General features: G+C 61.9%; 12 protein-coding genes. 3 read left to right on the plus strand and 9 right to left on the minus strand.

Annotated elements, in window-relative coordinates:
* Nucleotides 1-38: 38 nt before the first annotated feature.
* Both HYT87_00295 and HYT87_00300 read left to right on the plus strand, forming a co-directional pair.
* Entirely contained in the window at nucleotides 39-2,036 is a 1,998-nt protein-coding gene (locus HYT87_00295; protein ID MBI2058186.1) for a tRNA uridine-5-carboxymethylaminomethyl(34) synthesis enzyme MnmG, read from the plus strand.
* Between the two features lie 37 nt (nucleotides 2,037-2,073).
* Nucleotides 2,074-4,215: a hypothetical protein gene (locus HYT87_00300; protein ID MBI2058187.1), complete on the plus strand. Its 2,142-nt coding sequence runs from the start codon at nucleotides 2,074-2,076 to the stop codon at nucleotides 4,213-4,215.
* Here HYT87_00300 and otsB read toward each other — a convergent pair.
* From otsB to HYT87_00335, 7 genes are all read right to left on the minus strand, one after another.
* The gene (otsB, locus tag HYT87_00305; protein MBI2058188.1) at nucleotides 4,183-5,004 is read right to left on the minus strand and encodes a trehalose-phosphatase; all 822 of its coding nucleotides are present in this window, start codon (nucleotides 5,002-5,004) and stop codon (nucleotides 4,183-4,185) included. The genes HYT87_00300 and otsB overlap by 33 nt on opposite strands.
* Before the next feature lie 3 nt (nucleotides 5,005-5,007).
* Nucleotides 5,008-6,417, minus strand: coding sequence for a trehalose-6-phosphate synthase (locus tag HYT87_00310; GenBank protein MBI2058189.1), 1,410 nt, complete (start codon nucleotides 6,415-6,417; stop codon nucleotides 5,008-5,010).
* 78 nt (nucleotides 6,418-6,495) lie between these two features.
* A complete protein-coding gene (locus tag HYT87_00315; GenBank protein MBI2058190.1) occupies nucleotides 6,496-7,764 on the minus strand; it encodes a chloride channel protein in 1,269 nt (422 codons plus the stop codon).
* A 47-nt stretch (nucleotides 7,765-7,811) separates the two neighbouring features.
* Complete coding sequence (locus tag HYT87_00320; GenBank protein ID MBI2058191.1) at nucleotides 7,812-8,855, minus strand: mechanosensitive ion channel family protein; 1,044 nt, start codon at nucleotides 8,853-8,855, stop codon at nucleotides 7,812-7,814.
* A gap of 4 nt (nucleotides 8,856-8,859) precedes the next feature.
* Nucleotides 8,860-9,678 (minus strand): OmpA family protein, encoded by an 819-nt coding sequence (locus HYT87_00325; GenBank protein MBI2058192.1) that lies wholly within the window; start codon nucleotides 9,676-9,678, stop codon nucleotides 8,860-8,862.
* A gap of 18 nt (nucleotides 9,679-9,696) precedes the next feature.
* Nucleotides 9,697-9,999 carry a helix-turn-helix transcriptional regulator gene (locus tag HYT87_00330; protein ID MBI2058193.1) on the minus strand — a complete coding sequence of 101 codons (303 nt, stop codon included), beginning with the start codon at nucleotides 9,997-9,999 and terminating at the stop codon, nucleotides 9,697-9,699.
* 77 nt (nucleotides 10,000-10,076) lie between these two features.
* Nucleotides 10,077-10,805, minus strand: a complete 729-nt coding sequence (locus HYT87_00335; GenBank protein MBI2058194.1) for a Crp/Fnr family transcriptional regulator — start codon at nucleotides 10,803-10,805, stop codon at nucleotides 10,077-10,079.
* Nucleotides 10,806-10,985: 180 nt separating this feature from the next.
* Here HYT87_00335 and HYT87_00340 point away from each other — a divergent pair, with 180 nt between their 5' ends.
* Nucleotides 10,986-11,903 (plus strand): GGDEF domain-containing response regulator, encoded by a 918-nt coding sequence (locus HYT87_00340; GenBank protein ID MBI2058195.1) that lies wholly within the window; start codon nucleotides 10,986-10,988, stop codon nucleotides 11,901-11,903.
* A 189-nt stretch (nucleotides 11,904-12,092) separates the two neighbouring features.
* Here HYT87_00340 and HYT87_00345 read toward each other — a convergent pair whose 3' ends face one another.
* Together HYT87_00345 and HYT87_00350 are read right to left on the minus strand one after the other, a co-directional pair.
* Complete coding sequence (locus tag HYT87_00345; protein MBI2058196.1) at nucleotides 12,093-12,740, minus strand: type II secretion system protein GspG; 648 nt, start codon at nucleotides 12,738-12,740, stop codon at nucleotides 12,093-12,095.
* Between the two features lie 2 nt (nucleotides 12,741-12,742).
* Nucleotides 12,743-13,321 (minus strand): LemA family protein, encoded by a 579-nt coding sequence (locus tag HYT87_00350; protein ID MBI2058197.1) that lies wholly within the window; start codon nucleotides 13,319-13,321, stop codon nucleotides 12,743-12,745.
* Nucleotides 13,322-13,351 lie beyond the last annotated feature (30 nt).

Here is a 13,351-nt window from a genome sequence, read left to right on the forward strand (position 1 = left end):
CCTACGCATTCTGTTAGACATGTAGAATCCGCCCTTCGATGGCTTACGATGTGATCGTTGTTGGGGCCGGGCACGCCGGGTGCGAAGCCGCGCTTGCGGCGGCGCGAATGGACTGCTCCACGCTGCTGGTAACGCTCTCGCGGGAGGCCATCGCCCGGATGAGCTGCAACCCGTCCATCGGCGGAATCGGAAAAGGCCACCTCGTGAAGGAAATCGACGCGTTGGGCGGCGAGATGGGCCGGAACACGGACAAGGCCGGGATTCAGTTCCGGCGGCTCAACATGAGCAAAGGCCCCGCCGTTCGCGGCACCCGCGCGCAGTGCGACCGCGGTCTCTATCACCTCTTCATGCGCCGGACGATCGAATCCCAGCCCGGGCTGACCGTGGTCGAGACTTCCGCCGAAGGTTTCCTCTTGCGAGCCACGAGCCACGAGCCACGGGCCACGATATGCGGAATCCGCTGCTCCAACGGCGCCGAGTACGAGGCAAAAGCCGTCGTCGTCACGACCGGTACTTTCCTTTCGGGACTCATTCACGTCGGCATGAAAAACTGGTCGGCGGGGCGATGGAACGAGCCCCCTTCAATGGGTCTCTCGGCCGCTCTCGCACGGGCGGGCTATCGCCTCGGCCGATTCAAGACGGGCACCCCCCCGAGGATCGACGCCCGGACGATCGATTTTTCCCGGCTGGAGGTTCAGGCGGGTGACGAACCACCGCCGCCGTTTTCACTCGCCACCGAGCGCATTGAGCAGCCTCAAGTGCCGTGCTGGATCACCTCCACTCACGGCGGCACGCACGACATCATCCGGCGCAATCTGGACGTGTCGCCGTTGTATCGCGGCATCATCCAGGGGCTCGGCCCCCGATACTGCCCCTCCATCGAAGACAAAATCCACAAGTTTCCCGATCGGACCCGTCACCAGATCTTTCTCGAGCCCGAGGGCTACGACACATTCTTCCCCGCCGAATCCCAATCCGGAATTTCAAATCTGAAATCCGAAATTCCCGGTTCGTCTTCATCTCAAATCTCAAATCTCAAATCTGAAATCCCCTTGATCTATCCGAACGGCATATCCACGAGTTTGCCGGAAGAGGTGCAGCGGGAGTTCGTCCACACGATCCCCGGACTCGAAGAGGCGAGACTGGCCCGTCCCGGCTACGCCATCGAATACGACTACGTCGATCCCACCCAGCTCTGGCCGACACTCCAGGGCAAACTCACGGAAGGGCTGTTCCTGGCGGGCCAGATCAACGGCACCACGGGATATGAAGAGGCGGGAGCGCTCGGCCTCGTCGCCGGCATCAATGCCGCGCTCAAGGCGCAGGCGCTCCAATCGTGGGTACCTCGTCGGGACCAGTCGTACATCGGCGTGCTCGTGGACGATCTCGTCACCAAGGGAACGAACGAACCTTATAGGATGTTCACCTCCCGCGCCGAGAACCGTCTGGCCCTCAGAGAATCCAACGCCGACCTCCGTCTCCGCGAAACCGGCCATCGGCTCGGACTCGTTTCGAACGAGGAATTCGCCGGCTATCAGGAGAAGGTCCGGGGAATCGAATTCGGCCTGGCCGCCTTGCGCGAAACGCGGGTTACACCGTCGGCCGATGTCAACAACCGCCTTCGCTCCCAAGGGTGGCCGCCCATCGACAAAGTGACCACACTCGAAGAACTCCTCCGCCGCCCCGAAGTGACTCTGGATCGGCTGTTGGCCTTCTTCTCTGAGTTTTCTCCCGCCTCCCACCTCTCACCTCCCGCCTCCCACCTTGAAATCGAACTCCGGACGAAATACGACGGCTACCTTCGCCGTGAATCCCAGCTTAATGAACAGGCCCGCGCGTGGGAATCCCATCCCATCCCCGAGGCATTCGGCTTCCGCGGACTGAATGGGCTTTCGCGCGAAATGGTCGAAAAACTCGACCGGGTCCGGCCCCGCACGCTCGCCCAGGCCTCGCGCATACCGGGTGTCACCCCCGCCGCGGTTGCGGTCCTCATGGTCCACCTCAAACGTTTCCCTATCGAGGCCAAGCCTCTATAGCGTGATTCTTCTACTATAGAGGTTTAACCTCGATAGTATGAGATTCGAGGACAAGTCGATCCTGGTTTTCGGACCCCTCATGTTCGTATCCGACCGTTACGGCGATGCGTCCGATTCCCTGACCGAGCCGAAAGGGCTTTTCTGGTACGACACGAGATGTGTTCGCTCGCTGGACCTGCGCATCAACGGAGAAGTCCCCAATCTGCTGACCACCGATGAGGACGCGGTCGACCGCCGCCGCTTCGGCCTCACGTTGACCGATGTTGAAACCGCGGGGCTCTTCCAGCATCCACGGCATTTCGTCTTCATCACGAGAACGCAACTTCTCGATCCTCACGGTTTCATCGATGCGCTGGACATCCGAAGTTTCACGCCGCGGAGATACCCGCTCGACATCACGTTCCGCTGGGGATTGGACTTCGCGGACGTTTCCGAGATCCGTCACCCCGGTCTGAAACCGGTGATCCACCGTGCCATCGTCGCGAGGCGGAGCGCGCGGTCGATGGAGTTTGTTTACCGGGGTCGGGACCGCCGCCGCTACTCCTGTCTCATTCAGTCGAGCCTTTCGGCCGGGCGCCTCTCGCCGGAAGGGTTTCGCGTTCGCATCACTCTTCCTCCCCGGGCTTCTCTTCAGTTCTCCATCGGCATCATTCCCGAGGTGCAACCCTGGGCGGCCGCTTCTCCGAGCACCCGCCGCTCCAAGCCTGCCACCCGTCCGGCCCGTTTGAGTCTCACCCCCTTGATACGCCGCCAGGAACGCTCCAGAACGCGCTGGCTCGCCGCGGGAGCCGCCATCCTCTCTGACGATCCCGCATTCGACCGCCGCATCCGCCACGCCTGGGACGACCTTCGATGTTTGGAACTTCCCATCGGACGCCACTCCGTTCCTTCCGCCGGAGTCCCGTTCTTTCACGCCCCGTTCGGGCGCGACATGATCATCACGGCGTTCTCCCTCCTGCCCTTTCGGCCGCAGGTCGCCGAGCAAACGCTTCGATTCCTTGCCCGGTGGCAGGGCCGTGTCCGAAACGTCTATCGGGAAGAAGAACCCGGAAAAATCCTCCACGAACTTCGTGTGGGGGAACGCGCGCGCACCGGTCGCGTGCCCCATTCCCCCTATTACGGCAGCAGCGACGTTACCCTCCTGTTCGCCACTCTGCTACACGAGTACTTTCTGTGGAGCGGCGACGTGGGATTCGTTCGTGAAATGGCGCCTTCCCTTTCGGCTGCGCTGCGGTGGGCCGAAGCCTACGGGGACGCGGATGGCGACAGTTGGATCGAATATGACGCCGTTCCGGGACGCGGTCTCATTCACAAGGGCTGGAAGGATAGCCGGGACAGCCTGATGGATGACCGGGGCAACCCGCCCCACCCGCCCCTCCGCCTGGTGGAAATTCAGGGCTATTGGGCGGACGCCCTCGAACGATCATCGCAAGTTTTCGAGGCGATCAAGGATCACCCGCAAGCCGCCCTCTGCTCACAACGAGCGCGCGTGCTCAAGTCCAGAATCGAAAAACAGTTCTGGGTCCCCTCGCGACGCAGCTTTGCCCTCGCGCTCGACGGACACCGCCGCCCGATCCGGTCCGTCACCTCCAACGCGGGCCACCTGCTCTTCTCCGGCGCCGTGACCGCCGCCGTCGCCCGCCGGATTCGGAACCGTCTGTTCGCAAACGACATGCACTCAGGATGGGGGATTCGAACGCTTTCCTCGCTCGATCCGGCCTATCACCCCCTGCACTATCATCGAGGCACGGTCTGGCCGCATGACAATGCCGTCATCGCCTTCGGTTTGGCCCGGTACGGAATGACCTCCGATGCCGCCTCGCTCCTTCACTCACTCGGAGGGGCATTCGCACGCCTCCCCAGCCGCCGCTGGCCGGAACTCTTCGCCGGTTTCAGCAGGGCCGAACATCCTGCGCCGGTTCCCTATCCTTTGGCCTGTGCCCCGCAGGCGTGGTCCGCCGCCGCCCTGTTTCTCCTGCTCCGCTCTTCGCTCGGCCTCTTCGCAAACGCCCCCGCCGGAAGGGTCGAACTCCGGAACCCCGTTCTCCCGGCGGGCGTCCGTCGGCTGGAAATCAAGAACCTCCGCGTGGGCCGCACGGTCGGAGATCTCCTGCTGGCGCCCGATGATTCGAGATGGACGCTTCGCTCAGGCCCGCGCGTGATCCTTCGCTCGCACTGACCGACCTGCGGCAACCATCCCTTCCAAGAACCGAAGGACGCGGTCGGGATTGGCCAGCCGGTACCGCGCGGCGGTGGCTCTCGGCCTGCCCACTCGGATGGTAATTCCTTCGCGCCGGAGGGCCTTGAACGCCGGCTCGTCACTCCGGTCGTCCCCGATGTAGACCACCAGCGGATTTCGCTCCAGTCCATTCCGGCCCAGCAGGGCCTCGGAAACCGCCCACCCCTTGTCGATACCCCGCGCGCCAATCTCCAGCCCGTAGGCGTTCTCGGTCAGGTGGAGCGAACGGGCCTGATCCACGATCTTCATCCGCCGCCGGGCCATATCGAGCACTTCCCGCCGACGGCCGGCCGGCAGCGTCCGCGCCTGGATCCCCACGCACCCCCATTTGTCTTCGAGGATGAGCTCCGGATGACGCCGGAGGTCTTTCCGAAGCAGCGCGTGAAGGTGGGCGATCGCGGGACGCAACGATCGAATCCTCGGGTGCCAGGCGGGTTTTCGGCCGGGGCGTTTGATCTGCGCCCCGTAGGCGCCGAAGTAGGTCAGCCCGCGGATGGGCAGCATCTTGGAGAGTTGGCTCGCGCTTCGTCCGCTGACCATCACCAATCGGATCCCCGGCGTTTCCACCAGGGCGCGAAGAAGGCAAACAAGCCTTTCCGACGGCCTGGCCTTCGCAGGCCGATCCTGAAGTTCCACCAGCGTCCCGTCATAATCCAGAAGGAGAATGAGCCCGCCGCTGAAGTCTCTCGCCCGCCGCACCAGCGCGGCCACCCGTTTCAGGTGCGCCATGAATCAGGAGATAGAGGAAAGGCAGGACTCCGCCCAGTGCTTCAAATCCTGCTCCAGCACGTGCTCCCGGAGTTTCCTCATCCGTTTGCGCTGCTCGCGCAGGGGCAGGGCCAGGGCCCAGGCGAGGCCACGGGCCACCTCCTGCGGATTGTACGGATTCACGATGATGGCATCCGACATCGCCTCGGCGGCGCCCGCGAATTCGCTCAGGATCAGCACACCCCGTTCATCCGGGTGGCACGCCACGTACTCCTTGGCCACGAGGTTCATGCCGTCCCTCAACGGAGTGACGAGGGCAACGTCCGCCGCGCCGTAGTAGGCCACAAGAGAGGGCAGCGCCATCATTCGATAGAAATAATGGATCGGCACCCAGCCGCCGCGCGAAAAGCGCCCGTTGATCCGGCCGATCGAACGATCGATCTCCTCCTTCATTTTCCGGTACTCCTCGACTCGGGTCCGGCTCGGCACCATGATCTGGAGGAACACGAACTTCTCATGATAGGCCGGATATTGTTCCAGGAACAATTCGACCGCTTCAAGCCGCTCCAACACGCCTTTCGTGTAGTCCAATCGATCCACCGCCAGGGCCAGATGGCGCGCACGGAAGTAACGCCTCAAATCGCGCACGTTCTGTTTCACCTCTTTCGACGCAGCCAGCCGCTGAAGCTCACCCACATCCACGCCCATCGGGAAAGACCTGACGCGCACGCGGTGATTCGCCATCCTTACGATCCCCTTCTTGCGAAGGACCTTCAGTTCCAGAACTTTGTTGACACACTGGAGGAAATTGCGGGCGTAGCCGTCGGTGTGGAACCCGATGACGTTGCTTTCGAGCAGCCCGGCCAGGAGCTCCTTGCGCCAGGGAAAAACGGTGAAGACTTCCCGCGCCGGAAAAGGGACGTGCCAGAAGAAAAGGATCTTCGCGCGCTTCCTCCGCTCGCGGATCAGCCGGGGTACGAGCGCAAGCTGGTAATCGTGAACCCAGACGAGATCCCCGGGCCGAACCTCGTCCGATACCGCCCGGGCGATCTTCTGGTTCACTTTCACAAACGTTTCCCACTCGTCCGCGCTGAAGCGGCAGCGCCCGACGAAATAGTGCGCGAGGGGCCACAAACCATTGTTCGACAGCCCCGAGTAGAAATCGCTAACTTCTCGTTCCGTGAGATGAACGAGCTTGAGTGAATAGCGGGGCTTGTCGATGGGAACTTCCACACGACGGATTCTGCGGCGTTCACTCCCCGTGTCGCCCCAAGCCACCCACAGTCCGCCTCTCGCCTGCATCACCGGATCCAGCCCGGCGACCAGCCCACCGACAGCTCTTTCTGCTTTCAGCTCGGTCGGGGTCCCTCGGATGCTGTACGGCGCCCGGCTCGAGACAACGATGACTCTAGAATTCTCCGGGGACGCCCGCATTCCTCTCCCAACGGCCGCGGCATTTCAAGCACAGGATCGACCCGGCGCCGTGCCATGGACAAAGTTTCTCCTCGAGGCTCATGGCCTCCCTACCGGATGCCCCACGTCCGCGGGCACCGACGGACTCTTCTGAACCGCAATCACCTGGCTAGGATACACGCTCCGGTGGCCGGAGACCACAAAGCTGACGACCGAGGCGAGGGCGGCGAACGGGGCGACACGTGGCCCGAACATTTCGACGGCCAGAACGGAAGCCGCGATGGGAGTGTTGGCGCAGCCGGCCAGAACGGCGCAGAATCCCATGGCGGCATATACAGCCGCATCGCCGGAAGCCGTCATCGCGTCGAACAGATGTCCCGCGGAGGCTCCGACGAAGAATATCGGCGTAATCACTCCGCCGCTGCCGCCGCCGGCCAGCGTAATCGCCGTGGACAGACTCTTCCAGAAAAAGGCCGTGGCGGGGACCGTTTGGCCTTCCAGCATGCTTTGCAGCGTTTGCAAGCCCAGGCCCAGGTACGCGGGCGACACCAGCCAACCCACCAGAACGAGCAAGACCCCTCCGAAACAGGCCCGAACCGGCCACCCACCCGGGAGTTGACGAAACCCTCGATGAACCATTCTCACCATTTCGATCAGGAAGACGGAAATGAGTCCGCAGAACAGACCGAAAATGACCGTTTTGAGGAGCATCCCCTCCGTCATGGGCCTGAGAGCGGCGATCTCATGGTGGAAGTACGCTGCGCCGAGCAGGCGGGTCACGTAGTAACCGGTGAGGCCGGACACAAACGCGGGGAACAGGGTGTCATAGACGATCTGCCCCAGGAACAATACCTCGACGCCAAAGAGGGCTCCCGCGATCGGGGTGCCGAAAACCGAAGCAAAGCCGGCGCTGATTCCGCAAATCACGATCTTTCGCCGGTCCACATCCTTGGCGCGCAGAAGAGACGAGATTGCAGAAGCCAATCCCGCCCCAATCTGCGCGCACGGGCCTTCCTTGCCCACGGAGCCTCCGGTGGCCATCGTGAGCACGGAGGTGACAGCTTTCACGGGTGCCACGCGCCAATCGATCCGGCCGGATCGAAGATGTACGGCTTCGATCACCTTCTCGGTGCCGTGGCCTTCGGCGTCCGGGGCCAGTCGGCGAGTAAGATAGGCGGCCGCAAGCAAGCTGCCCGGGAGAACGACGAAATAGGCCGGATGGGCCGACGCTCTCCCGGTGGCCCACGTCAGCAGGTAGAGGAAACCGCTCGTGCTCAGGCCGACGACGCCTCCCACCACGGATGCGTACGCCATCCACTTGGCCAGGCTCCCCATCAGGGTGACCTCTTCAAGGATTTTCTTCGTCATGTGAAGTCAGACATTCTAGGCAGGCCAGGATGCGGGAGCAAGCCGTCTCAGTCCGCTCCTCGCGGAGACATCAGCACCGTCCGCACCGGGAAAGGAATCTCGATCCCCTCCTGGCGATAGCGTTTGTGGAGCCGCTTGATGAATTCGTGTTTGATGACATGCTGCGACACAAAGTCCTTCCCGCGGAGAATCACGGTGAAATTCACACTGAAATCGCCGAACGTGTGGAAACGAATGAAGGGGTCGAAGGTTGCAACCCCGCCCTCCACGCCCCGCATGATTTCCCGTCCAGCCTCGCACGTCACCCGCTCGACCTTGTCCAGGTCGGAGCCGTAGGCCACGCCCACCTGAACGAGGACCGCGAGGTCGGGCTGGGGCAGGGCGTAGTTCGTCACGACGGCCTGCGAAAGTTTCCCGTTGGGGACCACGACAATGTTTCCGGGCAGCGTCCGGATCGTCGTCTCGCGCCATCCGATGTCTTCGACGTAGCCCTCGTCCCCCGTGTCGACTCGAACAAAATCCCCGGGCCGGAGCTTGCGAGCCAACGTCAGATAGAACCCCGCGAAGAAATTGGTCAACGTATCCTGAAGAGCCAGCGCCACGGCCAGGCCGCCGACGCCCAAGGCGGTCAACATCGGCGTGATGGAAATCCCGAGATGATTCAGAATCATCAGGGCGCCCACCCCGATCACAAAGCCGTTCGCGACATACGTGAGGAGCGACGTCTTGGGGAAATTGGGTATTTTGGAGGCGTATTCCCGGATCAGGCCGGTTACGATCCTGACGCCGGCCACCACGAGAGTCACAATGAAGATGGGAATGAGGATCTTGTCGGTTGTGGAGACAGCTACCGGCGGCAAGTCCGCCACCCTCACCGCCACATAGGCCGCCGCAATCCCAACCCAAACCCACCCGGGGCCTTTGACGGCCTCTACGAGCACATCATCCCATCTCCACCGGGACCGTCCGGCCCACAGGGAGAGCCGCGCCAGTCCTACGCGAAAGAGGACCGCGCCGGCCAGAACAAGGGCGGCGAACATCCCCACCGCTCGGAACGGGGCGGATTCCGCCAAGGCGTGAACCCATTTCATGATGTCAGGGGAATGGGTTGACGGCGCCGCCGCCTGGATGCCTCGCCGGGTCAAGATCTGCGGCTGGAGATTCGATGGAGCTCAGAACGAATTGCACCCGTCGATTCCACCGCCAGACATCCTCGCCCTCACCCTCCTTCAGGGGGAGTTCCTCGCCGAAGCTGATCACCCGCAGCCGGTTCGGATCGATGCCGAGGGCTTCCCAGTATTGGCGAACGGCCACCGCCCTTCGTTCACCCAGCGCCAGATTGTATTCGTTTGTTCCGCGCTCGTCGCAGTGGCCCTGAACATCCAATGAGACAGCCGGGTGATTGAGCATCCAAGCCGCGGCCCGCTTCAGGCTGTCCCGTGCATCATCGCGCAAGGCAAAGTCGTTGAAATCAAAGTAGACCCGTGGGAGGGCAAGCTCGGAATCGGGTTTTCCAAGGTTATTGGAGGTCAGTAGGACCGTCTCGAAGTCCGGTTCCGGGGCCGGGCTTTTCTCAACCTCATTCTGCGTTTCCGGTCGAGGGGACACCGGGGGAATACGGTCCAGCCAGGATTTCGCCTCGATAGCCAGGGAACGCGCTTCCTCATATTTCTTGTCTCGCATTTTTTGTAGGGCCTGATCGAGGAGGGCTTCCGCTTTTCCGTATTCCTCCCCGTGCGAGGTCTCGGCGCCCCTCTCCCTCGCCGACTTCAGGGCGGCCTGGGCATCCGCCATTTCCTGGAGGGGGGATTTCGGGCCGCACGAGGAGAGCAGGAAGAGGAGCACAAAAGCCGCGATCATGAACAGATAGGGGAGGATCTTCTCCATCGGATGGTCCTGTTTCCGCTCCCTCATCGCATCCCCCCCACCCGATCAAGATTCATCGGAATTCGAATCTTCTCCGCCGGTCTGCCAATACAGGGACATGGCCATGGTCATGATGGAGAACGTCGACCCCACGTCGGACCCGAGGAGCGTACACCATTGGGCCAGCATCGACGGCCCTGGCACGCGTTGGCCGGTTTCGACCAACCCAACATATCTGACGGATACCCCGACCGCTTCGGCGACGGCTTTCTTCGAGTAGCCCTGCGCGATCCGTCTATCCCGGAGTATTCCTCCGATGCGGTTGGCCACTTCCCGGCGCGTCAAAACCGTGGTGCTCGGCGTTCCCATGACTCCAGTCTGCGCGAAGCGGCGTCATGCGACTTTGCGGAAACGCAAAGAATGAAAAAGCTCCGGACCCGTGGCGGTCAGGAGACCGGGAGGCCCGGGAGAAATCGATCGACGAAATCTTTGGGTTGGTGCGGCGCGGCGAGCATCACACGTCCACGTCCGATTCGGACGAAGCCCTTTCCCTTCCATTGATTCAGAATCCGGCTGACCGTGAAAAGAGTGGTTCCCGCCATCTCGGCCAACTCCTGGCGAGTGAGCGGCAGGTTGATGACAATGCCGGCTTGCACGGGCTTGCCGTGCTCCTCCGCGAGCCTGGCGAGCACGCGCGCCAGGCGCAATTCCACCCGCTCGGTGGCCATGTAACGGTACTTCTTCTGCATTTCCTCGAGTCGACCGAGTACGATCCGAAGCGCGTTCATCGCGATGGGAGGAAAGCGATTCATGAGCCGGATCACCTGGGCACTGTCCCATTCCCATGCGGTTGTAGCCGTGAGGGCCTGGGCGGAAAACGGATAGGTCTCGTCCCCCAGGATGGCCATCGAACCCAGGACCTGACCCGGACCGATGATTTTGAGTGTCACCTGGCGACCCGCCGAATTCGCCTGGCAGAATTTCACTTTTCCTTCCCGGAGAATCAGCAATCTCCGGGCGGGGTCTCCTTGGTGGAAGTAGAAGACGCCCCGCGCAATTCTGCGCTGCTTGGCCGGGCGGATGACGGCTTCCATCGCGGTCTCGCCGACACCCCGGAAAAGACCGACTCTCGGAATGAACCCCGACTTGACCTTTTCCGTGACACGTGCGCCCATGTGCCCGTTCATCCTACCTGCCCGGAATCGGGTTGCAAGAGGGAGGCGGGGTTTTACGGGGTTCGCTGTTTTGCCGGAACCCGTTTTCGGATGACCCACGGTAACTTGATCGGGCGCAAAGACATGCCAGGACGTCCGGACTAGCCTTCACGGCGAGGGCAATTCCGAAGGGAGGTCTCCATGAAGCATGTTCTGATCGTTGGGCAAAGTGAAAACATTTCTCCCTCGTCGAACCGAGTATTCCTTGAGTCGGGGATCCAGGTGTCCAGGGCAATGGACGGGGCCGACGCATTGCGTCTTCTTTACGAGCGCTCCTTTGACGCAATGCTCCTGCACTTGGGGAGTCCCGAGGACGGCCTGAAAACACTCCGCATGATCCGTCGGGATCTCCGGATTGATCCAATGCCGATCATCATTCTCGGCCCGAGTACCGATGGGCACCTCATCCAGAGGGCTCTGTCCGAGGGCGCGGATGGCTTTGTTGGGGGCGTCTGTCCACCCGAAGAGATGTCACAGCGGATACGGGGACGCATCCGGCGCAATCGGATGCTGGCCGACCTGAACCCTCTGACGAAGCTGCCGGGAAATGTGGCCATCCTGCGCGAGATTCAAAAACGGTTGCGGGGAGGTCACCCCTTCGTTGTTGCCGCCTCGGATCTCAAACACTTCAAGGCCGTCAACGATTCCTTTGGGATTCCCTGTGGAGATGCCGTGATCTGCCAAACGGCCTCCGTCCTGTCCAATTGCCTTCAAGACTACGATGGCCCCTCTGGATTCGTAGGGCACATCGGTGGGGACGATTTCGTGTTTCTGGCCGACCCCGGTCGCGCGGAGAAGATCGCGGAAGCTATCATCTCATCCTTCACCCAGACGATCGGTAATGTGTTGCTGGGTGTACCCAGACGGATTCTGCGCGGTCGCGCCGGGGAACTTATCAGCTCTCCGTTTGTCACGATTCACTTGGGTCTTGTTACGAACCGGAACAAGGAGCCGGACCCCCAGGATCTTTTGACCCACGCATGCGAGTGGCGCTCCAAGGCGAAGAAGTCCAAGAGCAGCCACTGGGTGGCGGACTGGACATCGTCCTTGGTGCCGTAGAATCCACACCCAGCGGCCGGCATTCTGCCAGGGCCGCCCCGGTCAGAGGACTTCACCGCACCCCGTCGGGTAGGGTTGGGGAAGCGCGGGCCGACTGCACGTCGGATCAGACGGTCCGGGGCTGGATCGTGATCAAGGCCGGCGGGGGCAGGGCAGAATGAGGTCCGCTACCGGTGCGGGTTACGGGGATCAGCGCGCCATGCGGCCCTTTTCGCCGCCGGGACGATAGGCAATATCATCCTCGGTCCCGGGCTGCCCGTCCTTCCCCGCGCTGGACAGCCGGAATCCATCCGCCCACGCCTGATAAAGAAACGGCCGACCCCACGAATCGAGTATCTTCTTCATTTCCATCGGGTCCGACGGGTTGATGAGCGCCTCGATGGATTTCGGATAGGCACCCTTTTCCTGATGGTAGTTGCGGATCATTTCGACCACCCCTTCCGGGTTCTTGTCGGACCCCGGCTGGGATTTGAATCCTCTCTGAACGAGAAAAGCGCCCGCCGTTACGGCGACGAACAGGGCGATGCCCGCCGGGATGGCGACATAGGGCAGCACCGCGCGGAGGTCCACGTGTGGGAGCTTGAACCGAGAGGCGTCGATTACCCGTCCACCGGGAGGTGCGAAGCCTATCTCGGTATGTTTGGCGATCCGGTAAGCGTCCACCGCACTCCAGATCCACACCCCTAACGAGATGAGAGTTCCCAAGGGTGGGAAAAGAAGCGCGGAGAGCAGGGCGCCGGCCATGAACGAAAGGCCTCTTCCCCATCGGCGACAGTAGAGTTGGCCGAGACCTGGAATGAGGGCCGAGAGAATCGCGGCAAGAGTAGGATCTTTCACGGCTACTGGAATTTGACTTCGGGGACTTCCTTCTTCGCCTCCGGAACTTCGTAATACGGGTATGGACCCAGCCCGATGGAAGAGGCGATCACGTTCCCCGGGAAGCGGCGAAGGCCGGCGTTATACTCTCTGACGCCGTCGTTGTATCGCTTGCGCTCGACGGCGATTCGGTTCTCGGTTCCCGCCAATTCGTCCTGTAAGGCCATGAAGTTCTGGTTCGCCTTGAGGTCAGGGTAACGCTCAACCACGACGAGGAGACGCGACAGAAAGGAAGACATCTCGTTCGCGGCCTTGATTTTCCGGTCGATGGTTCCCGCGCCGCCCAGCTTGGCGCGCGACTCGGCAATGCCGGTAAAGATCTCTTTCTCGTGCGTGGCGTATCCCTTCACGGTATTGACCAGATTGGGGATCAGATCGCTTCGCCGTTGAAGCACGTTCTCGACCTGCGCCCACTGGCCCTTCACGCCCTCTTCCATGGTGACGAACCGATTGCGAGTCGATATGACATAACTGCAACTCCCGATGCCCATGACGGCCAGGAGCCCCAATGTGATCCCCGCGACAATCCACCCTTTTTTCATCACTTCCTCCTTCCTACTGTAACCTCTCGA

The organism is Nitrospirota bacterium, assembly GCA_016180645.1.
GTDB lineage: Bacteria > JACPQY01 > JACPQY01 > JACPQY01 > JACPQY01 > JACPAV01.